At 39.2% G+C, this 24,035-nt stretch carries 15 protein-coding genes; 2 read left to right on the plus strand and 13 right to left on the minus strand.

Annotated features, from left to right (window positions below):
* From NCWK1_RS11850 to NCWK1_RS11855, 3 genes are all read right to left on the minus strand, one after another.
* Window positions 1-446 (minus strand): pentapeptide repeat-containing protein (locus NCWK1_RS11850; protein ID WP_146033984.1); only part of this gene is annotated, 446 nt, incomplete at its 3' end.
* 135 nt (window positions 447-581) lie between these two features.
* Window positions 582-725 carry a hypothetical protein gene (locus NCWK1_RS29110; RefSeq protein WP_187308127.1) on the minus strand — a complete coding sequence of 48 codons (144 nt, stop codon included), beginning with the start codon at window positions 723-725 and terminating at the stop codon, window positions 582-584.
* A 4-nt stretch (window positions 726-729) separates the two neighbouring features.
* The gene (locus NCWK1_RS11855) at window positions 730-2,775 is read right to left on the minus strand and encodes an FAD-dependent oxidoreductase (protein ID WP_103124853.1); all 2,046 of its coding nucleotides are present in this window, start codon (window positions 2,773-2,775) and stop codon (window positions 730-732) included.
* Window positions 2,776-2,963: 188 nt separating this feature from the next.
* Here NCWK1_RS11855 and NCWK1_RS11860 point away from each other — a divergent pair, with 188 nt between their 5' ends.
* The gene (locus tag NCWK1_RS11860) at window positions 2,964-5,120 is read left to right on the plus strand and encodes a tetratricopeptide repeat protein (protein ID WP_103124854.1); all 2,157 of its coding nucleotides are present in this window, start codon (window positions 2,964-2,966) and stop codon (window positions 5,118-5,120) included.
* Here the strand turns inward: NCWK1_RS11860 and NCWK1_RS11865 are convergent.
* From NCWK1_RS11865 to NCWK1_RS11905, 9 genes are all read right to left on the minus strand, one after another.
* Window positions 5,117-6,196, minus strand: a complete 1,080-nt coding sequence (locus NCWK1_RS11865) for an ATP-binding protein (RefSeq protein WP_103124855.1) — start codon at window positions 6,194-6,196, stop codon at window positions 5,117-5,119. The two genes, NCWK1_RS11860 and NCWK1_RS11865, sit on opposite strands and share 4 nt — an antisense overlap.
* Window positions 6,197-6,199: 3 nt before the next feature.
* Window positions 6,200-8,563 (minus strand): WD40 repeat domain-containing protein, encoded by a 2,364-nt coding sequence (locus NCWK1_RS11870; RefSeq protein ID WP_103124856.1) that lies wholly within the window; start codon window positions 8,561-8,563, stop codon window positions 6,200-6,202.
* Window positions 8,564-10,129 (minus strand): AAA family ATPase, encoded by a 1,566-nt coding sequence (locus NCWK1_RS11875; RefSeq protein ID WP_103124857.1) that lies wholly within the window; start codon window positions 10,127-10,129, stop codon window positions 8,564-8,566.
* A 358-nt stretch (window positions 10,130-10,487) separates the two neighbouring features.
* Complete coding sequence (gene ahr, locus NCWK1_RS11880) at window positions 10,488-11,489, minus strand: NADPH-dependent aldehyde reductase Ahr (protein WP_103124858.1); 1,002 nt, start codon at window positions 11,487-11,489, stop codon at window positions 10,488-10,490.
* A gap of 67 nt (window positions 11,490-11,556) precedes the next feature.
* Window positions 11,557-11,973: a KTSC domain-containing protein gene (locus NCWK1_RS11885; protein ID WP_103124859.1), complete on the minus strand. Its 417-nt coding sequence runs from the start codon at window positions 11,971-11,973 to the stop codon at window positions 11,557-11,559.
* Between the two features lie 90 nt (window positions 11,974-12,063).
* Window positions 12,064-13,848 (minus strand): hybrid sensor histidine kinase/response regulator, encoded by a 1,785-nt coding sequence (locus NCWK1_RS11890; RefSeq protein ID WP_103124860.1) that lies wholly within the window; start codon window positions 13,846-13,848, stop codon window positions 12,064-12,066.
* A 221-nt stretch (window positions 13,849-14,069) separates the two neighbouring features.
* Entirely contained in the window at window positions 14,070-17,054 is a 2,985-nt protein-coding gene (locus NCWK1_RS11895) for an ATP-binding protein (RefSeq protein WP_103124861.1), read from the minus strand.
* 482 nt (window positions 17,055-17,536) lie between these two features.
* The gene (locus NCWK1_RS11900) at window positions 17,537-19,372 is read right to left on the minus strand and encodes an alpha-amylase family glycosyl hydrolase (protein ID WP_103124862.1); all 1,836 of its coding nucleotides are present in this window, start codon (window positions 19,370-19,372) and stop codon (window positions 17,537-17,539) included.
* 126 nt (window positions 19,373-19,498) lie between these two features.
* The gene (locus NCWK1_RS11905) at window positions 19,499-20,638 is read right to left on the minus strand and encodes an acyltransferase family protein (RefSeq protein WP_103124863.1); all 1,140 of its coding nucleotides are present in this window, start codon (window positions 20,636-20,638) and stop codon (window positions 19,499-19,501) included.
* Between the two features lie 177 nt (window positions 20,639-20,815).
* Here NCWK1_RS11905 and NCWK1_RS11910 point away from each other — a divergent pair, with 177 nt between their 5' ends.
* The gene (locus NCWK1_RS11910; protein ID WP_103124864.1) at window positions 20,816-22,285 is read left to right on the plus strand and encodes a glycoside hydrolase family 10-like protein; all 1,470 of its coding nucleotides are present in this window, start codon (window positions 20,816-20,818) and stop codon (window positions 22,283-22,285) included.
* Between the two features lie 118 nt (window positions 22,286-22,403).
* On the opposite strand, the gene NCWK1_RS11915 is transcribed toward NCWK1_RS11910, so the two are convergent.
* The gene (locus NCWK1_RS11915; RefSeq protein WP_103124865.1) at window positions 22,404-23,999 is read right to left on the minus strand and encodes a nickel-dependent hydrogenase large subunit; all 1,596 of its coding nucleotides are present in this window, start codon (window positions 23,997-23,999) and stop codon (window positions 22,404-22,406) included.
* Window positions 24,000-24,035: the final 36 nt, after the last annotated feature.

The following is a 24,035-nucleotide window of genomic DNA, read 5'->3' on the forward strand; positions in this document are numbered from 1 at the left end:
ATGGCTCCTGCTCCTGCTCCGGCGATGGCAAAGGCTAAGGGAAGGGCGAAGGCGATAGCGAAGGCGAAGGTGATGGCGAAGGTTTCTGAACCATCTGTTAATCCTTTACGAATTGTGATGAAGTAGAAGGCAATCAAGACGATTAAACTAACCCAACCTTGAATCTTGTTTTCTATACCAGAACCGCTAAACATCAGCGACATCATGACACCATTAAAAGCCCAGAAAAATCCTGATAGTGCTGACAATAATAATGAGATAAGAACTAAACCAATTACCCAACGGCATTGCAGTCCAGCTTTGGCGTGACTGAAGTTTGCCCCTGTCAAGTTAGCACCGCTAAAATTTGCGCCTCGAATATCGGCATAGCTAAAGTTTGCACCTGCAAGGTTTTGTCCTTTGAAGTTGCGTCCTCGGAGATTTTGACCGGAGAAGTCTAAAGCCATTATGTAGTTTTACGCACTTAGGCAAATTTTACTACACGCTTAAGCCTATAAACTTAAGAGTGCTGAGTGTACACAAATCTTGGTTGAGCGTATCTGTCCCGCTTGGAAATAAATTCCGAGTCTCATAGCCGAGAGTCATTGCGATCGCGTCGTTCCAATGCGTTGCACTCGTAATGACATATCATAAGTAATCTGCCGGATATGATATGGCGCGATCGCACTTATCTTAAAATAAGGACTGGAAATTAAAGAAACATCTTTCTCATTTCCAATCCTCAAGTAACTATCGCCAATCTTCCCAGTTTTGATTAAATATTGAAGTGTCAGGGAAGGCGGTAGGATTGCCATTTTGCTCTAACAAGCGTTTCAATGCTTGCAGTTGTGGTTCTGGTTTTGGTAAGTCATCCACTATTTGGTAGGGTGCAATATTATTTTTTAAGGCGAAAGCTACTACAGTTCCCGCCGCTGCACCAGAAGACCATTCAAAGGAATGTACCCGATAAGCTGCTGAAGCAATATGACTAGTAGCGATACTTTTACCACCAACGATTAAATTATCAATTTTTTGGGGAATCATTGCCCGTAGCGCAATTTGGAATGGATAAGCTTGTCCCGCGCCGCGTCTTTCACCGGGACGTTCTTTGTTACCTGGGGTTTCTGGTGGACTTTGCACCATACAGGGATGAAAGTCTATGGCGTAATGACCAATACCTACTGCATCTGGGTAAATTGTCGAACGGCTGCGGCGTAATGCTTTATCTGGTGAGACTTGCCCAGTAATTACTGATGCGGCTTCTAAACCTGCCAGTGTCGCTTTTAACTGACGATAAGTATCCGCAGTTAAAGTTTTGCGGTAGTACTCATCGTTGTAGTTGCGGCGAGAAATATCAACTTCCCAAATAGTAAAGCCTTGGGGCTGTCCCCAACTAGGGCGACCAATTATCCGCCTAGCTTCTCGCATATAGGGATATTTTGATAAGCCGTGTACCGTTCCCATTGGTGAATTTAAGCCTGTCAGCAATCGATTTCGCGTTTGCGGTTCTTTTACACCCTTACCTAATTGAGAATCTGTAGTTCCGGCGACTAGCCAGTAATAATATGCCAGGGCGTTTTCTTCACCTTTGCGGAGGGTTTCTGTCCTGAGTCCACCCATCCAACCGCCTGGTTTTAACTGTCCAGCCGCTTGCAATTGTTGGCGAGTATAAACTAAGTTATCTTTAGCAGTACCTGGACGGTAGTCGTTCCCCCAAGTCCAGTTTTGCATAGAGATATCTCCTGGCTTGGGTGCAGTAAATTTCACGCCGTTAAATTGTGTGGGTTGTCCGGGTGTGGGGTTCCAGATGCGGCGGTAGGTAAAAACTAAACCAAAGTTAGCTAATCTTTTTAATTCATAGCTGAAATATGGTGAATACTGTAAATAAAATGGGGGCATTGTTTGGGGTTGTGGTTCCCTGGTAGCCTCCATTGCAAAGGTATAGGTAAAACCTTGAGTACAGTAAGGATCATTACTAGCGCTGGAAGCAGAGGGTTCGAGGAAAGAACGCCCATCAATACCCAAACGATAGGGAACATCTGCTAGGGCAATAATTTCGCCAGTTTCGCTTGCGTCAACAACATACCACTGAGGAGAATTGCTGGTGGTGGATTTTTTACCAACCTTGGGAACAAAGCGGATAATACTTTTGCTTAACCGTGATGAGTTTTGGTAGGTATAAGCATCTTTAATTGTTTGCGCTAGGGTAAACGTGTTGAGGGGTGGTGCGCCTTTAGCTGCTTGATGTTGAATAGCGATCGCACCATCAATGATTTTCCCACTAGAATTAATATTTACTTCCTTAATTACAGTATTAGGAAACCATTCCAATTTCCCTTTGCCCTTTTTTTCTGCATCCTTGAGCATCTGTATCAGAATTGTGTGGGCATCGCGGGGTAAAAAACAAGAGTCACTTACCCAACACTCACCAGGGTTAAGTTTGCCGTAATAGCGTTGAATCCGGTTGCGTAATTCAGTATACCCACGAGAATAGAATTGGCGATCGCGTTGGGTTGGTCGTTCATCTAACGCAGATGTCCCCTGAGAAGAAATTTGTCCCCCCAACCAATCAGTAATTTCTGTTAAACACACTGTTCGGCCTGCTAGTAATCCCTCGTAAGCTGTGGCTACCCCAGAAAGTCCACCACCGACTACTAACATCTCGCAATTTACTGTTTTATCTGGGGTTCTCGGCGGTGCAGCAACAATAGTAGAGTTAGGTAAAAAATATGTTGAGACTAAGCTAAGACTGAAGAGTGTTGCTTGAAAACCAGCTACTATGCGTCTGCGCTTCATGATTTGAGAACTCTTTCAACTCCTGTGCCAACTTGTAGACGGTACCATTTCCGAAATGTTCACCACAAGTCACTGTAGATAGTTGTGCAGAGGTTGGGCAAAAATTTGCTCACCCTACAGCATCAACAACCGATAACGAAATTCTGTTATAGATTGGAAAAAGGCACAAACTCATCGAGATGGTTGTGATGTACAGCAAGAATCAATTTGTTTTAGCATTAGTCTTGAAAAGCGCGATCGCATTTTCACCCTTGCTGCTGTCTGCTGGTTTGGCTAGTGGACAAACTCTACCACCCATCGCCAAAGCACAAACTGTAGCGCAGGTACTCTCAACTCCAGAACGGGAAGAATTAAACCAACTGCGGAAGCAAGTTCCATCTAATTTGAATCAGACAAATATTTTGCTCAATGTCTGGTTAGTTATACTCAGTCTATTTCCTGTCGCTGTAATTGCTTTATTTTGGTTGTTACGACGAGTCGCAATTCGGGAAATTGTTGACAGAGCAATGGGACAGCTACAAGGCATAGAAAATTTACAAAATCAGATAACTATTGTTAAGCAAGAAGCCGAAAATTTGATTCAAGAAGTCAAAAAAATCAATCGAGAATTAGAAAATGAATCGGCAAATTTGCAGCAGAATATACAACAAGAACAAGATAATTTATCTACTTTTTCTGCTGATTTAATGCAATCAAAAAATAGTATTTTATCCACCTTAGACACAGAAATCAAGCACCTGCAAAAGTATATAGAAAATATAGAATCTGAATTTAGTACTCAATTACAAGATTTGCAGTTAGCTGCTGCACAAAAACGCGATACAAGTTTAGAGAATATAGGGAATTTAGAATCTGATTTTGCTTCGCACATTTCCGAAATCAAATTAGGCACTGAAAAACATAAGCATTTAATATCGGACTATTTAGAAAAATCTAAAAATGATTTGAGCGCTAAAATTACAAATTTACAATCGGATATTCAACAGCAAAAAGATGCCTTAATGGAAGGTTTGTTAAAATCTCAAGCAGAATTTATCTCAGAGTTGGCAGGAATTAGGGTAGATGCTGAACAACAAAGAGATAAAACTAAAAACAATATTTCCGAATTAGAACAAAGCTTTAATTTACATATATCAGGATTACGTTCTCAAAGTCAGCAGCGCCAAGATAACTTAATTGAAGAATTGGTCAAAACTCAAACAGAGTTTATTTCCGAGTTGGCGGGAATTAGGGTAGATGCTGAACAACAAAAAGATAAAACTCTGAATAATATTAGAGAATTAGCAAATAGTCTGAAATCTCAACTTTCTATTTTGCCATCGGAGTATGAGCAACAAAAACAGGGTTTATGGGAAAATCTAGAAAAATTACAAGCAGAAGCACAATTAGATATCCAAAACCGTAAAGATTTAATTATCGAAAATTTAGAAAAATCCGGTTTAGAGTTTGCTGAACAATTTTCTGAATTACAGGTAAATGCTCAAAAACAAAAGTTATTTATCCTGGAAAAACTAGAAAAATTAGAAACAGAATTTGTAGCTCAACTTTCGGAGTTACAGTTAGATGCTCAACAACGTAAAGAGTTAATTCTGCAAGAAATTACAGAATCAAAAACAGCACAAATTCAGGAAACCCAGCCACAACCGCAAGTATCCGTAGAGGCTGATTTGCAACAGGGTGATGATTTATTTGCCCAAAAGCAATATGAAGAAGCGATCGCCTGCTACAATCAAGCAGTCAAAATCCAGCCGGAGAATGCAACTGCTTGGTTTAAACGTGGTCTAACTTTCGCCAGATTAAAGCGCTACAAAGATGCGATCGCCTCTTATGATCAAGCTATCAAGCTGCAACCAGATTACCATCAAGCGTGGTGCGATCGCGGCGTAGCTTTCGGTAATCTCCGCCAGCACAAGCAAGCCTTTGCTTGTTTTAATAAAGCAACCAAAATTAAACCCGATGATGCAACTGCTTGGTTAAATCGCGGTCTATCCCTCATAGAATTGGATGAATATGAAGAAGCATTAGCTTCATTTGAGCAAGCATTAACATTTCAACCAGAATCTCCGAAACTGTGGGATAAACGCGGTTATACCCTGGTAAGATTAGGGCTGGATGATGATGCGATCGCGGCATTTAATCAAGCCATAGAGATTAAACCAGATTATGCGATCGCTTATTACAACAAAGCAGCTTGTTATGCACTGCAAAAACAAGCCGAATTAGCAATTGAATGTCTGCAACAAGCAATTGAAATTAATCCCAGATGTAAAGAAGATGCAGCCGATGATATTGATTTTGATGAAATTGCCAATAATGAAAGATTTCAGCAGTTAATCACTAGCTAGTTAGAATAAATTTGTTGCCGCAACCAATTACAAAAACTAACATGATAAAGACTGTAATAAATTTCTCTAGCTATTGATTTTAAATGTAGAAACTCGCGCCACTGATCTAAAATCACCTTAATTTCATATTCATCTGCATCTAATCTTGCTGATATAATTTCTGTTGGTATTGATTGCTCTTGAACTAAGATATTTAACACCTGTAAAGCCATTGTTTGTTGGTTACGAGTTGCTAAATTCATCTTTTCTAAATGATTTTGATAATAGAGGTGCAAGTTTGGGGGATAAACATCTTTATTAGTTGCTACTAAGATTTCGCTAACATACATAAAATTTGTTTCATCATTGTTAAGTAAAATATCTTCAAAATTCTTATCTGCACTCAGACTATGATCAGAATGGCACAATTCATTTAAATAAGTTTTAATATATTCTTGGATATCAGCACGATTTTTTTCTAAGTACACTGATAAATCTAAAGATTGGGATGGGGTTTCAATTAATAAACCTGATTTATCTGTGAGAAAAGGACGACGAGTGAGGATAAAATAAACTTTTTCTGGTAAGTAGCGGGGTAAATAGAAAATATTTGAGCCGCGTGGTTGATTGTTGATATCAATTCTATCGCAGCCATCAATTGTAATAATTAATCTTTGTTGAAAATTTAATTTGTCGCTGATTTTTTGCAGTAACAACGATAAAAAACTACTATCTTTTGTGGTAGATTCAATCAAATCAGCAGGTATATTTTTAATCCCTTGATTTTGAGCAATTTCTATTAATTGATTGCAAACCATCGCCAGGAATTCTTCAGCGCGACTTTTACCCAAAATTTCGACATTATAATAGACAGTTCCGGGATTTTGGCTGACATAACGGGCAAGAATCGCACTCTTACCAATTCCCGGTTCACCAATAATAGTAAAATAGCCCCGGTCATATTGGTTGATAAAGTTGTTAATAGCAGTAAAGACAAATTCACGTCCGACAAAGTTGTGATTTTTGGTGTTAATAATTTGTTGAAATTCTGGGGGATATCTGGGAATATTACTTGTATTTTGGGTGATATTATTCATTTTTTAATCACCTTCTAACACCAGAAAATGAACACGTCCTGATTGTTCTCCTGCTACAATTGTCAAGCCATCTGGGGAAACAGCACAACACACAATAGATGTGTCACCAATAAAAGTAGAAATTTCTTTTCCTATCTCTAAATTCCACAATTTTATCGTCTTATCATCAGAACTTGAAATGGCTTTTTTGCTATCGGTGATGATAGCTACTGATCTGACCCAGTTTTGATGACCAGTCAAAGTAGAAATTTCCTTTCCTGTCTCTAAATCCCATAATTTTATTGTCTTGTCATCAGAACCAGAAAGGGCTTTTTTGCCATCTGGAGTAATTGCTACTGTTTTGACTCGGTAAGTATGACCAGTGAGAGTAAAAATTTCCTGACTTGTTTCTAAATTCCACAATTTCAGGGTGTTATCCCAAGAACCAGAGATAGCTTTGTTTCCATCAGGAGTAATAGCTACCGACCAGATTGCACCTCTATGACCTCTAAGGGTAGAGAGTTCTTTTCCTGTCTCTAAATCCCACAATTTTAAGGTATTATCTTCTGAACCAGAAAGGGCTTTTTTACCGTTTGCAGTAATAGCTACTGCCCATATTGAACCTTGATGACCAGTGAGGGTGAAAATTTCCTGACCTGTTTCTAAATTCCACAATTTTAAGGTGTTATCAGATGCACTAGAAAGGGCTTTTTTGCTATCTGGGGTAATCGCTACTGCTGTTACCCACCCTTTATGACCTGTATTTGCATAAGCTTCTAAAGGAAGAGTAAAGATTTCCTTTCCTGTTGGTAAATCCCAGAGTTTCAAAGTTTTATCATCAGAACCAGAAACAGCTTTTTTACCGTTTGGAGTAATAGCTACTGCATTTACCCAGTCGTTATGGCCTGTTTGGGTAGAGATTTCCTGGTCTGTTTCTAAATCCCACAGTTTCAGAGTTTTATCATCTAAACCAGAAAGGGCTTTTTTGCCATCTGGGGTAATGGCTACTGCATTTACCCATTCGTTATAACCAGTGAGGATAGAGATGGACTTTCCTATTGCTAAATCCCAAATTTTTACAGCTTTTTTGCCATCTGGGGTAATGTCTAATATATTTGTAGCCTCGTTATTATAACGTTTGCCAGGAAGAGTAGAAATTTCTTTTCCTATTTCTAAATCCCAGATTTTGAGGGTTTTATCATAAGAACCAGAAACGGCTTTTTTACCATCTGGGGTAATTGCTACTGTTCTTACCCAGTTGTGATGACCAGTTAAAGTAAATATTTCTTGACTTGTGTCTAAATCCCAGATTTTGAGGGTTTTATCATCAGAACCAGAAACGGCTTTTTTGCCATCTGGGGTAATTGCTACTGTTTTTACCCAATTGTTATGGCCTCTCAGAGTAAAGATTTCTAAGCCAGTTTCCAAATCCCAGAGTTTCAGGTTGTGGTCATCAGAACCGGAAACGGCTGTTTGTCCATCTGGTGTAATTGCTACTGCATTTACCCAATTGTCATGACCAATGAGAGTCAAAATTTCCTGACCAGTTTCCAAATCCCAGAGTTTCAGGGTATGGTCATCGGAACCAGAAACGGCTGTTTGACTATCTGGTGTAATTGCTACTGCATTGACGCAGCCATAATGACCAGTCAGGGTGGAGATTTCTTTTCCTGTCTCTAAATTCCAGAGTTTTAGGGTATGGTCATCGGAACCAGAAATGGCGGTTTTGCCATCTGGTGTAATTGCTACTGTATTTACATAGCTGTAATGACCAGTGAAAGTAAAAATTTCTTTTCCTGTCTCTAAATCCCACAGTTTTAGGGTACTGTCATCAGATGCAGAAATGGCTTTTTGACCATCTGGTGTAATTGCTACTGCACTTACCGAGTGATTATGTCCTGTGAGGGTACGCAGTAGTTTTCCGTCTGGAGTCGTTAAGCTGGCTGTAAGTGGACGGAATCGCGGAATTTGACTTTTACTTCGGACTGCATCTGCTAGTATTGTCTGGATTTCTGGCTGTGGGAAAGCTTGTAATCTTCCCCATAATTGTCCTACTAGTTGAGTTTGATCTTGATTCAAAATATGGGCGGATAACTGCAAAGCACGTTTAATTAACTTCAGAGTTTTGATTTTATCTGGATCTAGTTTTTCGTCTGCTGTTAAGTTGTCTAATATCTCTGGATCATCAATCAAATCATAATCCCTAATCAGGGCTTCTACTCCAAAGTTCGGATCTTGAATTTTGAGAGCAATAAAATCAAAATCTGTGAGAGTTTGATAATATATTTCCGAGTTTCCTGCTTTTAATTGTTTTTCAGGAAATTGACCCATAAACAAGTTTTTAAATTCTGGTGATTTTGCGGCTAATTTAGTAGAAATGTTACCCATTTATGCCATCTCTTTGAGCATATACTCAGCCATACTTTTATTAACTTCTCTAAACAGTTTTCGACCTTTACCTAATTTATCTTGTCCTTTGAGAAACTCTAGGAAACTCCGATGATAAATACTATAGTAAGTTTTTCCTTCTTCTACGTTGACTGTCGGTGTTACATATTCAACCCAATCATTTAACACCGATTTCACATTATATTCATCTTCATCAAGAATTTCTGCAATCATGCTGAGAGATATTGCTTCACCTCTTTCTACTAAGATATAAAGTATTTTCACTTTTTGTTCATTAGATTCATTATCCATCCCTATCCGCTGCCAATGAGTTGTATAATAATCTTGCAGACCTTGGGGTAATCCTTTTAAAGTTAAATCGTTATATTTACCTTCAGAAATTCCGGGTAATAGATAGCGTAAATATATGAAATTATTTTCACTCTTAACAGCTATTTCCTGAATAAAAGTCTCTTCTAAAATATGGCGATCGCTAATCCAAGTTTTTAGTTGAGGATCATTCTGTAAAAAAAGTTGAATATACTCTTTGATATCTTCTTGACTCGCAGCTATATAATCACTTTTTGTTAAATCTAATTCATCCACAGGTGTATCAGGAGATAACGTTAAACGTTTAGTTTCTTGATTATAAGGTCGTCTAGTCAGTAAAAAATAAACCCCATCAGGTAGATTTTGAGGTAAATCTAAAAGATTACTATTTCCTGCTTGTTCTACTTCATCTAGTGCATCAACAACAATCACAAGTTTTTGTCCTTTGAGTTCTTCACTAGCTTTTTGCAGTAAGGTTCTTAAATCAGCATTTTCTGCATTTTGCAAAGCATACCGCTTAATCAATTGTTGACGGATATTAGCTAAAAACTGTTCTGGTTTATTGCGTCCTTCTGCGAATACATTAAAATAACAAGGACATTTGATCATCGAAATATATTTAGCCGCGATCGCACTTTTTCCCATCCCTGCATCCCCAATCACAGTAAAATAACCTTTGGGTTGAGTGGCGAAAAATTTATTAATAGCTTTGAAGACAAAATCACGCCCACAGAATAGGCGCGTTTTTTCAAAAATTAAAGCTTTAAACTCTTTGGGATAAACATCTAAATTCCAATCTGGATAAGGCTGATATTTAGAGGATTTAGTTTGTTTGGCAACTGCAATAAAAGTTTCGCCAAATTCCTCTAATTCCGCCGAAAAATTAACTTTACTATGAATAATCTGTGTTTTGAGTTCGCTATTTTGATTCAGAAATTTTTTGGTATTTTCCACAAACCCAAAACCAGCATTATTACTATAAGCATCCCAAAAAAAATCTTTAATTACTTTCTCTCTCAACAAGTTTAAAATTGCTTCTGGTTTAAATACTCCATACTTTACCAGTGTGTAAGCATAAACAGTATCAACGTCATCAATAATTTGGGTAGGATTGAGTTTTAATTCTTGTAAAACTTTAATAACAGCTTCGTTTTTTTGAGCTTGTTTAATAATTATTTGACTAGCTTGAGGCGCATATTTCTTAATTACTGAAGTAATGACAGCAAACTCTATCATAGTTTATACTTAAAGACTACTGATAAAAATAAACTAAACTATACAATAACCCTTCTTGAACTAGAATTATACTTGTATAAGTTTTTTGTATATAATTTAACACAACTAATGTATATTTTCTTCTCTGGAAGTCCCTTAATTAGATAGTTGCTTTGTATGAGTGTCAAGTATGGGTCGAGGAACTGGTCGGTTTCAGTCGCACGCTTATACAGTAAGCTCTTTAACTCCCTTATCGTCCCTTGAACTCTTTAAGAATCCCACGGCTAAAAGCCGTGGGGAGTATCAAGTTAGGGCTACAGCTTCGTCTGTAGATAAAACGGTATTGGCAATACCCCCACAATTGATCAATGCTTAATTTCTAATGCTTTAAAACAATTCGATAACGAGCCTTGCCTGCTTCTAAATGAGCGATCGCTTCATTTACTTGGCTAAAATCAAAAGTTTCTGTCACAGGTTCAATGCCATGACGCGCAGCAAAGTCGAGCATTTTTGCGATTGTTATCGGGCTACCTGTAGGGCTACCCGATATGGATTTTTGACCAGCAATTAAAGGAAACGCATAAGCTTGAATTGGGTTTGGTACGACTCCCACAAAATGTAACCGTCCTTTGGGACGCAGTGCATTAATGTACGTTGCCCAATCTAAATCTGCATTTACTGTTGAGAGAATCAAATCAAACGAGTTGGTAACAGACTCGATCGCTTTGCCATCACGAGAGTTAACAAAATGATTAGCGCCTAACTCACGGGCTTCAGATTCTTTATTTGGATTGGTTGAAAATGCCGTGACATCACATCCCCAAGCTTTTAGAAATCGTAGCGCCATGTGTCCAAGCCCCCCAATCCCAATTACACCAACTCTATCGGTTGGCTTGACATCGAATTGAACAATGGGGTTGAACACGGTAACACCTCCACAGAACAGCGGCCCTACCTTAGCAGGATCAACTGCTTCTGGCAGAGGAATCACCCATTCTTCATGGGCGCGTACCTTATCAGCAAATCCGCCATAACGACCGATAATCGTTTGCTCTAGGGTTAGGCATAAGTTGTGATCGCCGGACATACAATATTCGCAGTGCATACAAGAATGGGAAGACCACCCCAATCCGACACGCTGACCGACTTTGAGCGTGGTAACGCGATCGCCAACAGCTGCGATCGTTCCCACAACTTCATGGCCAGGCACAAAGGGATATCGACTGATGCCCCAGTCATTTTTGAGCATACTTAGGTCGCTATGGCAAAGTCCGCAATATTCAACATTAATTTCCACTTCTTGGTCTTTCAGCACACCTGGATCGTATTCAAATTGTTCTAGTGCTGCACCTATTGTTTTGGCTGCATAAGCATGAATCATGTTTAATTTTTCCTGTTTAAATATCAATTGTTGCAAGAACTAATCTGTATTATTGTGCAAATCCGGTTCAAACTAACTTATCTATGCGTTCCGACAGATATCTGCCTTTAATTTCTTCATTGAAAAACTCACCAACAGAGTCAGCCTCATGTAAATCTTCCCAAGTTTCTGGCTCTACCTCAGCATACTGGTATACTGCGCCACTTTGAAACTCTACTTGTAAAATGCGATCGCTCTCACTATATCCCACCGCGATCGCCATTGATGAGCTAACTGGTAGCATCGCAATTGGTTCTTCCACAATCGGAAACGTTGCGGTTTCTGCCACAATCTCATTCAAGTGTTGCAAACCTTCGTAAGCTTCTATCGGTGCAGGAATTTCTAAAAATTCCAGTTCATCACCTCTATCAAGCAATAACTGCAAGTATCCTTCAGAATGAGCGATCGCTACTAAACTACTCAAGTCTACCTTCGATAGCTTCATTAACTTGGCTCTCCTGCTGTTTAGTGGTGGAGTGTAATGTATTTACACAATCAGCAAATTAAATTAGTGTATTTGTACTATAAAAAATATTTAGTCGTCAAGTTCTTTTACCGTGTCTTCATGAATATGAGGAAGCAGTGGTAACACCACGGTAAAGCAAATCTCTCTGGTGCGTGATTCAACAAAAATAGAGCCACTTAAAAGTGCTACTAGTTTTTTCACCAAAGCCAACCCCAAACCAGTACCTCCAGCAGTTAAATGTCCCATATTGGGGATGCGGTAGAATTTGTCAAAAATGCGAGATAGTTCAATTTCAGGAATTTCTACACCAGAATTAACCACGCAAAGATGCAGCTGCTCATCTTGTTGATGAGCAGTGACTGTAATATTTTCGCCTGGAGGCGTGTACTTACAGGCATTTTTGACTAACTCACGCACAATGCGGCTCAAGCTAGATATATCGGTAGTTAGTAATGGTAAATCAGGAGCCAGTTGAATTTGCAAATTTTTGTGCTGTTGTTGAGATTGAATTATAAATACTTCGATTGTGTAGGGAATCCAATCAGCCAAATTGATAGTTGTTAATTGTAAGGGATAAAACTCAGCATTTAAATATTGCAAATCCAGTAAATCTTGAATTAGCTGAAGTTCGCCTTCGGATTCTTCGTATAAAATTGTCAAGTATTGGGATACCTTGTGATTATGTTGTTTTATACTCGTTAATTCTGTTTCTAATAACTGGATAAATGATTGAATATTAGCGATGGGGTTGCGTAATTCATGAGAGATAGAACAGAGAAAATCATCTTTGAGTTGATTTAGTCTTTGTAACTCTTCAACTTGTGCTTGAGCAGCCTGATAAAGTCGAGCTTGGCGCAGTGCGATCGCACATTGATTTGCTAACTGTTTGACTAGCCTTACTTCCAGTTCATCAAAGGCTTTTGTTACTGATTTAAACAACCATAAACTACCTAAAATTTTTTGATCATCAAAAATTTGGCATAATAAAATAGCATATTTTCGCTCATATATATTATCACTATTGAGGAAGTACCAGCAAAATTGAGTGCAGTGTTCTGTCCGCAATTTTGTGGGAAATCCCACCCAGTTTTTTACTTGTTTAATACAATTAATACCCCAACCAATATCACTATTATTGCTATATTCATGAGCAACAACACAAGTTTTTAAATCATTATTACAAATAGTTGCATAGCAACAATCTAGTTCCAAGCCAACTACCAACTCTGCCACTGCTGCCTGCCAAATTTGTCCTTCATCCAAACTGTCACGAACTGTATCTGTAATTCGTTTTAATCTTGCCTCAAATTCTAGAGATTTTTGTAATTCTTCAGTACGTTCGATAATTTGTTTCTCAAAACTTTTATTGAGTGCTTGCAAAGCTGCTTGTGCTTGTTGACGCTCTTGAATTTCTTGCTGTAAATGTTGAGTTTGCGCTATTAGTAATTGCCGCTGCTGATAAATAATTAATTGATTTTGCACCCGCGCCAACACTTCCAACTCTTGAAAAGGTTTAGTAATATAGTCTACTCCTCCTAACTCAAAGGCTTTAATTTTATCTATAGTTTGATCTAATGCACTAATAAAAATTATCGGAATGTTAGCGGTTTTTTCTTGTAATTTTAATTGTTGACAAACTTCATACCCATTGAGTTCGGGCATATTAATATCTAGTAAAATCAAATCAGGTGGTTCTATTTGTGCAGCCTGAATTGCCATTTTACCGCTAACAGTTTTTTTTACTTTAAATCCCTTAGACTCAAGTATCTTGGCTAACAGACGTAGATTATCTGGGGTATCATCAATCAGCAAAATTAAAGCAGAATGTGTAGAAGATGAGTTAGATAAGTCCATATTTAAAAAATCAGATGTAACTGCATGATGAAGGGGAGCATCCACTTTTGGAAGAAACACCAGGCGATTGGAAATCGCGGCTACACAAACTAAGTCCGCCTACTCGGACTATCTCAAAACCCGCCCGCGCGGGTTTAGTTTGTATAGCCGTAGCGTGCGCCTTAGCGTAGTGCTATTTGCCGAAAGTGGATGCACCCTGATGAAGAGAAGAGTATCAGAAATTAATCTAAGATTGTTTTAGTCAAGTTAATAACAGTTTCTAAATGAAAGTTATCTACTAAATCTTTCAATGCAGCCGCAAGTTGAGCCTTGTTTGCCGGAATTTCTTGGAAAAGTTGATAAAGTTTTTCATCATCTATCATCAGTGCCGCTTCATGAACTTGAGCAATCCAATTTGCTGGCATATCTGCTAAATCAGATACAGTTAATTTTGGAGATTGGTGTTTTAATTCTGGTGGATTTTGTTGCTGATTTTCGGCATAAATGTAACGCACACCAAGATATTGCGCCATTTTGTCAAATAGAACCGTTTCTTCAAAAGGTTTGGCAACAAAATCATCACAGCCTACTTGCAAAATTTCTTGTCTGTCTTCTTCAAAAGCACTCGCCGTTAAAGCGATAATTGCTAAAACTTTACTTTGAGTATAAGCGCGAATTTGCTTAGTTGCTTCGTAACCATTCATCACAGGCATTTGTATATCCATCCAAATGAGATGCGGTTGCCAAGCTTTGCAGATATCAACAGCTGTTAAACCATTCTCTGCTGCACACACATCAAAGCCAACAAACTTCAGCAGTTTTACCATCAACTGACGATTTTCTAAAACATCCTCAACAATTAAAATACGGTATTTAGGTTGACCAGGTTCTAAACCAATGACTCGCCTGGTTAATTGTGTTGAAGGCAAAACATCCACTTTATCTACAACAGTCATTTGCACGCTGCAAGTAAAGGTTGAGCCTTGACCTAAAACACTGTGAGTGCGAATATCACCCCCCATTAATCTGGCAAACTGACGACTAATGGCTAATCCTAAGCCAGTACCCTGCATAAACTGTCGTCCACCTTTAGCCTTTGCAAATGCTTCAAAGATTAACTCTAAATCCTCATTGGCAATTCCTGGGCCAGTATCTTCAACAGCAAATTCTACAGTTATCTTGTCTGATTCTTCGGGAAATGAAGCATGATCAGCATAAGATACTCGCAGTGCCACATGACCAACAATTGTAAATTTGATAGCATTGCCTAGCAGGTTAATCAGTATTTGCCTGAGCTTACCTTCATCACCACAAACATATTGATTTACTTCTGAACTTAACTCAGTAATGATATTTAATCCCTTATCTGAGGCTTTCAGGGCAAACATTTCTTGAATTGAGTAAATCAAACGATACAAATCAAAACAACTTTCATTTAGGGTTATTTGACCAGCTTCAATTTTCGACATTTCTAAAACATCATTAATTAAAGCTAATAAATGCTCACCACTACGGCTAATAATATCTAAATGCTCTTTATCATCTTGAGATAAAGAACTATTCCGGGTCATAATTTGGGTGAAACCTAAAATAGCATTGAGTGGAGTACGCAATTCATGACTCATCTTCGCTAAAAATTGACTTTTAGCACGGTTAGCAATTTCTGCTTGTTCAGCTGCTTGTTGAAGCGCTACATGGGAAAATTCCAGTGCTGCCAACATCAGGTTATTTTTCATTTCCTGTGCAACTTCAATTTCAAAGTTTTGCCAGGGATAGGATTTATCTTGAACTGTTTGTTTCCATCGTTCAAATGACTTACGTGGAGTTAGACGTAAAGTCTGATCTGAAGTAACAGAAATTGATGTATGAGGATTACCAGCCCAATTAACTGTTTGCACTTGCTCAGGTCGTAACCAAATAATATGGTAAGACCTTTGATTAAGGAAAATTGAAATTGCGAGAATGCCACTAACTTTATCTTTGAATTTTTTAGCTGGTGGATAGAGTTGTGGTAAAGAATCAGTAGAAAAAATTTCTGGGGGTTTTTGCTCAGAAAGCCAATTTATTAGCTTTCTCATTTCGGGTTCGGCAGGAGTTTGACCAATTAGTGTTAGTTGTTCTTCTAATAATATGGCAACCCCTTGAGCTTGGACTAAATTTAATAAATTGGACTCGTTGCGTTGGAAAACATTGCCAATATATTCCAATTTATTAGATAATGCTTGCCTAAGTTGTTCTTGAATTACTTTAACTTGTTGGCGATAGGAATTCAATGCTCGTTCTTTCTGATTGAGTAATTCAACTGAGGCAAACTGTCCGATAAATTCACAAATTTTGCGTGTTTCATAATCAACTTTTTTAGGTGTGTAATTATGACAAGCAATTAAACCCCAAAGCCTGTTTTGATTGATTAGAGAGATACACATAGTTGCTGTAACCCCCATATTCTGCAAGTATTCTATATGCCAGGGTGAGACGCTTCTTAGTGTCGCTCCACTCAGATCTAAGGATATGTGGGGCGGAATTAATTGCACTGGTTGATAATTTATATCGGGAATTAGCCGCAACCATTTCTCGTAGTAAAGTTGTCTAGCTTGGGCTGGAATATCAGATGCTGGATAGTGTAGTTCTAAATAACTTTCTAGATGGCTTTGTTTATCTTCAGCAATCACAACTCCGCTGTAGTCTGCTTCTAATCTGTAAAGCATGACTCGATCAAATTGAGTAATTCTTCTAACTTCTTTGACAATAATTTGAAATAGTTCTGAAGAATTTTTAGCCCTAACTATCTGAGAAACTGTTGTTTCTAAAAGATGATAATATCCCAGGAATGGACTACTTTTTGGATAAGAATGTGGTTCTAATTCTAACATTAAAACATTGTGCGATCGCTGCATAGTTCCGAGAAACACTTTCGGAAAATTTTCTCCACCAATGTTATGCAGTTGAGATTTTAATTCAAACAGATGGACAAATGTTAAAATTTCTTGTTGGAGATAATCATTAATTAACTGGATCTGTTCTAATGCAAACAGGTAACTTAAATCTTGACCAATTAAATCTGCTGCGGGTATACCAAAAAATTGAGCAGTATTTTCACTAACTTGAATAATTTTTAGCTGTGTTTTTTCTAAAGCTAAAAGTAAACCATGTGGCTGAATATAACCAGGGATATGAATTGGCTCATGGGTACAGTCAATGATATCAATTGTGTCTGAATTCAACATTTTGAAATTTATTTTTTTGATATACTGCGATTATAAAAAAGTTGATAGCGTTTCTAACTCTGGTGCGGTACAAAATTACCCATCTCTAAACCTCCCCTTGCTAAGGGTAGCCACGGTGTTACTTTGATTCCCAAAGTTGTAGCAAGTGGCGTGAAGGTGCGCGACAAAGCGGGTGGCGTATTTGATGTGCTTGAAAACTGCTATGTTTGAGGCCTGTGATCTAAGCCTGTAGTTACCTAGAAAATGAAGTCAGCACTCTTACTTTGCTCACCGCCTAGGTTAGGAATTATATATATTTTCATATTGATGTAGGATTAATTTTTGTATTCAAATTTGATATTTTTGCATAGAATATTTCCTGGATAAAGATTTTAGTGACAAAAATTTGAACACTGCGATCGCTCCATCAATACCAATAAAAAAAGAGCGCATATACATATATGCGCTCTCAGAGGAAATAAATTCGAGTAATTAACAGAAATTTATGCGTAAATTACCAACCCAGCGGCGGGAACAGCAATTTTCACGGCTTTACCATTCCTAGCTTCAATTTTCACCTTTTGTCCTACTTGTTGTTTATCGGTGGAGTAAATGCAAGTGAAGAAATCACCTTCATTGTGTAATTCGTTATCAATAGTTACCCAAGCTTCACGAGCTTGGTTATAGTCGGTGTTAATAGCCGCAACTATTTCTTGATCACTGAGAATACGAGACCAAGGTACAACAGAACGAATTTCATTACCAATTATCTGCGGTAAACCGAAGTTTACACCATCACCAGAAATTGCGCGGAGATATTGGCGACCACGACTTAAAGCTTTTTTCTCTCTTCTGATTTTGAGAATTTTGGAGATTTCTTGATAGACGTAATTTTCTTCATTGAAGAAGTGAACACCTTTAGTCCCAAATGCGCCGAACTCCCCACCGAACATAGCCTCACGTAAATAGCGATCGCTATCTCCATGACCATCAAAGGCTTGTTCTGTCCCATAATAAATACAAGGGATTCCCAGGGTTAAAGCATTCAGCGCTAAAGCATTTAGGACTACTTTTGCAGCATCTTTATCTGCACAAAATCTGGCTTTGTTTTGTCCCTTACGCACTTGGTCATGATCGTCAAACATCGTCACGACCTTATCTCTAAACCAAATGTGAGATTCTTTCTGCACCAGCAAAGAATTGCGGAATAAACTAAAGTAATCTTTAGGGTTGCGATATCCTTTCACTAAATATTCGAGTTTGTCAGGAATGTCATCTACACCTAAAGCCGCATCTAAACCTGTTTCTTCTAAAGTTTCAAATGCTCTTTGTCTTCCGCCAGTAATCTCACCAACTAAAAAGAATTTCTCCTTACCAATACTTTGAGCAAACTCATGAATCATCGAAGCAAAAATTCGAGTTGCACCTTTATCCATGTGTTTGACAGTATCAATGCGGAAACCATCAATATCGGCGTAGGCTATCCAATATTTATACGCCTGAGCCAGATATTTCAAAGCCGGAGATGGCACATAATCATCTAGTCCGCCAAAACCATGACGAATATCTTTTAAATCCTCAAAATCGCCTTCTAAAAATTCGGGATAGCCATCCCAATTTCTAATGCGTCCTTTTTGGGTATATATAGATGGATCTTGAAATTCTACTGGCCAAATTGCGTCATTTTCTTGAGGCCAAGTTGCAGGATTATTGGGGTCGGTTTTGCGAAATGGAATACTAGGTTGACCTTTTTCGTCATTAAAACCCTTGACTGGATAAGGTGTGCCACGGTAATTTACATTACCTTCTTCGTAGCTAAAGATATTACCAGAATGGTTGAGAATAATATCAAGAATTACATAAATACCATTGGCATGAGCAGTTTGCACTAACTCTTGCAAGTCCTCACCGCTACCGAACTTAGGGTTAACTTCTAAGAAATCTTGAATACCGTAACCATGATATGTATCTTGAAAAGATACCTGTTTGAAAATCGGACTAATCCAAATGGCGGTAACACCTAAACGCTTTAAATAACCGACTTTACTAGTTAGTCCTTTAAGATTCCCACCAACGTATTTTACGCCTGCTTCTCGCCAACGCTCTGCACCTTCTGGTGTGCGTGTGGCATTATTTTGATCACCTGCGAATAAGGGAGTTACACCATTGGAAACAACATTTCCTGCATTATCTTTATATCCATTCTCCTTACCATCAGAAAATCGGTCGAGCATCATAAAATAAAACACCTGATCTTCCCAAGCATTAGGGGATGGATAAAATGTTTTGTTGGAGGTATAAGAAGCTAAATTTAGTTGTGATAGTTGCTTTACTGCCATTTCCGTATTTTCAGATTAATGACTGAAATAATTGCTGTGTGGATACGGAAAGCTACAAAGCTCAATTTTTCAATTCCGGATAAATGAGGAATTTTTTATGGTGGGGCGAACAGCGATTTACCCCTACTAAATCTTGAAAAACCAATGCCGACGATACATTCCATAAAGAATTGTCCACCAAAATAAAACCATAACTATGGCAAATATTAGCGAACCATTAAACGCCCCAGCCCACGGGCGAAATAAGTGTTCATAAATCCAGGTATAAGTTGTGCTGCTGCCAATCTTCGTTTTAAGTAAGATTCTGGTAAATATGCCAGAAGCAACAAACAAAAAGATGGCATTTAGTCCCATCACTTCTAATGGTAGTCCCCAGCGTCTAAAATGACGGACTTCTATGAGTTCATAACACAAAGCTAAAGTTAGTAATGCCCAACCCGCAGTAAATAAAACGTAAGAACTTGTCCATAGTTGTTTATTAATGGGAAATAAAAATCCCCATAATAATCCAATCACAAGAGCAATTAAACCAAAAATTACTAAATTGATACTAGTGCGGCTTTTAATTGGCTGAGTTCGCAACCAATCACCTGTAAAATAGCCTAAAAAGACTGTAACAACTGCTGGCAAAGTACTAAATAAACCTTCAGGGTCAAAAGAACCACTACGATAAATATGTTTGCCAAGAATTATCCGGTCGATGTAACCGCCAAGATTACCTTCAGGAGTGAGATTCCCTGCGCCAAAACCGGGAACAGGGATAAATTGCATTGCTAACCAGTACCCAATGAGGACAACGGCTGCTAGTATCCACAACCAACGGCGGGAAAGGTTGAGAACTGCTATTGCTGCGAATACATAAGCGAGGCTGATGCGCTGTAAGACTCCCATAATTCGCAGGGTGCTGAAATTGGGAGGTATACCTTTAATTAACCAATCAAGGGTTAAAGAAAACAACGCCAGGAACAAGCCAAGGGCAAATAATATCAGTCCCCGGCGGAGAATGCGCTGATAGACAGTAGCTGTCGGGCGATTTTCTGGGGTGTACTTGGCGAAAGAAAACGGCATTGCGACACCGACAATAAATAAAAAGAACGGGAAAACCAAGTCTGTCGGTGTGCAACCGTGCCATTCGGCATGGTCGAGAGGCGGATAAACATAATCCCAACTACCGGGATTATTCACTAAAATCATAGAGGCGATCGCCATTCCCCGAAACACATCGAGGGAAGCAAGGCGCGTAGAGGGTGTAGAGGAATTTTCCATAAGGTTATAGTTTAATCTGTTAAACGCTCCTCCAAAATTTTTGTGAACATCAAAGACATTTTTCTTAGTGGATTTTTACATCTAGCGCAGCATCGGAAAAATCATCCTAAATTGAGAAAGATCAAGTTTCTTGCCTACTTTCTCCTACCTGTTGCGTTATGTCTTCTCCCAGTCCAAATGGCTAACTCTTCCACTCAGCCAGTCGCTATTGTCCCCCCATCACCCAGCAGAGAATTTCGGGGTGTTTGGGTTGCTAGTGTCGCCAATATTGACTGGCCTTCTCAACCGAGTTTAACCACCAGCCAACAACAAGCAGAGCTAATTACAATACTCGATCGCGCGGCCAAATTAAAACTCAATGCCGTCATTTTACAAGTCCGTCCTGGTTGTGATGCCTTATACCAATCTGCATTAGAGCCTTGGTCGGAATTTTTAACTGGACAGATGGGTAAACCACCCGCCCCTTATTATGATCCATTAGCTTTCGCAGTAACAGAAGCCCATAAACGTGGACTAGAATTACACGCTTGGTTTAATCCTTATCGCGCTCGTCATCCCCAAGGAAAATCGATTGTTGCAGCAAATCATATCAGCAAAACCCATCCAGAATTAGTCAAACATTACGGCAAATATCTCTGGTTAGACCCAGGAGAACAAGCTGTGCAAGACTACACAGTTCAAGTAATTATGGATGTTGTGAATCGATATGATATCGATGGCGTTCACATTGATGATTACTTTTATCCCTATCCTGAAAAAGATAGGAGAAATAAAACTATTGATTTTCCTGATGAAATCAGTTGGCAAAAATATCAAAAATCAGGAGGTACAGAAAACCACAATGATTGGCGGCGAGAAAATGTCAACACATTAATTCAACGGCTTTACCAGAGCATTAAAAGTACTAAACCTTGGGTCAAATTTGGTATTAGTCCTTTTGGTATTTGGCAACCAGGATTTCCCAAACAAATAGGTAATGATAAAGCCTTTAATGCTTATCAAGAACTATATGCAGATTCTCGCAAATGGTTAATGAATGGCTGGTTAGATTATCTCTCACCCCAACTTTATTGGAAAATTGAACAGACACAACAAAGTTATCCTGTATTGTTGAACTGGTGGATAGAACAAAACACTCAATCTCGGCATATTTGGCCAGGAATTTTTACTAGCCGTATCGGTCAAAATAGTAGTACAGCTTGGCCAGCTAAAGAAATTGTCTATCAAATTAAAACCACTCAAGGACGTACTGGTTCAGATGGCAATATTCACTTTAGTATGAAACCTCTGCTGCAAAATCGCGGCGGAATAGCCGATTTATTACCACAAGATGTTTATCATCATTCGGCCTTAGTCCCTTCATCACCTTGGTTAGATAATACACCCCCAGAAAAACCCCAGGTGAGTTTAGAAAAAGATGTCACTGGCACTAAAACAGTTCTGCGATGGCAACCCACAGGTAAACAGCCTGTTTGGTTATGGGTTGTGCAAACCAAAACAGGCAATGAATGGAATACCAATATTTTACCGACTGGGCAGAATTCAACTTTGTTAAATAATAACCAAGTTGAAGATGTCGCTATTTCTGCGGTGACTCGTTATGGTATTCAAGGAACAAGCGCCGTTGTGGAAATGCCACAATATTAGGTAAGAAAATCGCAGAGGTTGTTTTAAGCGCAGTTGGCTGTGATTATTAGCACTTAATAGATAAATATTAACTAGCCATTAGCCATACTCACTCATAACAAACTCTCTGCGTTTAAACTTACGCTGTCCGAAAACGTGCCAACTCCTCGCCTGTCTTCGCATCGTGGGCGTGGACTGTACACACCAAACATGAATCAAAAGCACGCGCGACGTGTCCAACTTCCACAGGGTCGGTCGGATCTTTAATAGGTGTCCCTACTAAAGCTTCTTCAATTGGGCCGCGTTTACCTTCACCGTCACGGGGGCCGATGTTCCAAGTACCAGGGGCAATTACTTGGTAGTTCTTGATTTTACCGCCCTCTATTTCTACCCAGTGGCACAAAGCACCCCGTGCTGCTTCGGTTCCACCCCAGCCTTTACCGTCTTTTTCTGTGGGTTTGATATACCAAGGGTCGTTTAATACAAATTCACGTAGACAATGTTCGGCTTGGCGATATAGTTTAACTTGTTCGTGAAGCCTCGCTAACTGACGGACGTGAATGTTAGCACCGCCCATTTTCTTGAATACATCTAAGATAAACCCGTCATGATGTTGCCAAGATTCGCCGTGATTACCACCTGCTACTAACTGACGCGCTAAGGGGCCTGCTTCTAAGCGTCCGAAGTCTTTATGTAAGACTGCACTTGCCCAAGAATAGGCGTTGTCGAAGTCTTTTGTATTATTGGCAGTAGGTTTTGTAGTGCGATCGCCTGGATAAACATCTGCTGTCCCTTCATCGTACCAAGAATGGGTTAAATTCTCACGGGCGAAGGATTGATCCATCAAGGTGTGCGTGTCGGTAAAGCTATCATACACGCCACTCTTCATAATCATCGCCGCATTGCGCCCTTCAATGGTGGGCTTTTGGTATTTATCCTCGTGGGCTAAATATCCCCAAGTGACGTATTTACCAACACCTGCGCCATATCTATCTAAACCAATATCTAAACCCATGCGCCAATAAAAGCCTAAGTCTGACTCACGATGTTTGATGTCTTCATCTAACCAATTCATGAAGTCATCGTAAGTTTGAATTTCTTCGTAGCGTTCTAAAGAACAGCCTAACCATACTGGTTCTAACCAGTTGGTACGGAAATATTCTAAAATTGCCCAGGCGCGGGTAATATCGGTGAGGGTAGGGGCGCACATCACACCACCAGGAACCATGTAACTAGAGTGAGGCCACTGTCCACCCAAGAGGGCGTAAATCTCCACAGGTTTAGCGGAAATGGTTACACCGAGTTCGTAAGATTTTCCGGTGAACGCAGAAAAGCGGCGGACTGCTTCATCATAGAAGCGACTACTACGGTAGTTTTTATTTGTTAGGTCAATGGCGAACAATCCATAAAAGTAACGCGGAATACTTTGGATAGTTTCGACAATTTGACCGAGGTTTCTGGCTAAGATGGCGTTGCGTGGCACTTCTGTACCCCAGGCTGTATCCAACGCCCAAGATGCAGAGGTGAGGTGAGAACCACCGCAAATACCGCAAATCCGAGGTGTGACAATTAATCCGGCTTGGGGGTCTTTGCCACGGAGGATAATTTCAAAGCCGCGAAATAGTTCGGCGTGAGTCCAGGCGTTGACTACATAGCCGTCGGCAATTTCCACGCGGACATCTAAATCACCCTCGACTCTCCCGACGGGTGATATGTCTAATGTTTGTTTTCCCATTCTCCTCTCCTGTTTTCATTGATATGTAGTTAGTGA

Source organism: Nostoc cycadae WK-1, from assembly GCF_002897135.1.
Taxonomy (GTDB): Bacteria; Cyanobacteriota; Cyanobacteriia; order Cyanobacteriales; family Nostocaceae; genus Nostoc_B.

What these genes read in the sequence shown, in the direction of transcription:
- NCWK1_RS11855 (WP_103124853.1), bottom strand. Translation starts at nt 2,775, where the DNA reads ATGAAGCGCAGACGCATAGTAGCTGGTTTTCAAGCAACACTCTTCAGT.
- NCWK1_RS11860 (WP_103124854.1), top strand. Translation starts at nt 2,964, where the DNA reads ATGTACAGCAAGAATCAATTTGTTTTAGCATTAGTCTTGAAAAGCGCG.
- NCWK1_RS11865 (WP_103124855.1), bottom strand. Translation starts at nt 6,196, where the DNA reads ATGAATAATATCACCCAAAATACAAGTAATATTCCCAGATATCCCCCA.
- NCWK1_RS11870 (WP_103124856.1), bottom strand. Translation starts at nt 8,563, where the DNA reads ATGGGTAACATTTCTACTAAATTAGCCGCAAAATCACCAGAATTTAAA.
- NCWK1_RS11875 (WP_103124857.1), bottom strand. Translation starts at nt 10,129, where the DNA reads ATGATAGAGTTTGCTGTCATTACTTCAGTAATTAAGAAATATGCGCCT.
- ahr (WP_103124858.1), bottom strand. Translation starts at nt 11,489, where the DNA reads ATGATTCATGCTTATGCAGCCAAAACAATAGGTGCAGCACTAGAACAA.
- NCWK1_RS11885 (WP_103124859.1), bottom strand. Translation starts at nt 11,973, where the DNA reads ATGAAGCTATCGAAGGTAGACTTGAGTAGTTTAGTAGCGATCGCTCAT.
- NCWK1_RS11890 (WP_103124860.1), bottom strand. Translation starts at nt 13,848, where the DNA reads ATGGACTTATCTAACTCATCTTCTACACATTCTGCTTTAATTTTGCTG.
- NCWK1_RS11895 (WP_103124861.1), bottom strand. Translation starts at nt 17,054, where the DNA reads ATGTTGAATTCAGACACAATTGATATCATTGACTGTACCCATGAGCCA.
- NCWK1_RS11900 (WP_103124862.1), bottom strand. Translation starts at nt 19,372, where the DNA reads ATGGCAGTAAAGCAACTATCACAACTAAATTTAGCTTCTTATACCTCC.
- NCWK1_RS11905 (WP_103124863.1), bottom strand. Translation starts at nt 20,638, where the DNA reads ATGGAAAATTCCTCTACACCCTCTACGCGCCTTGCTTCCCTCGATGTG.
- NCWK1_RS11910 (WP_103124864.1), top strand. Translation starts at nt 20,816, where the DNA reads ATGGCTAACTCTTCCACTCAGCCAGTCGCTATTGTCCCCCCATCACCC.
- NCWK1_RS11915 (WP_103124865.1), bottom strand. Translation starts at nt 23,999, where the DNA reads ATGGGAAAACAAACATTAGACATATCACCCGTCGGGAGAGTCGAGGGT.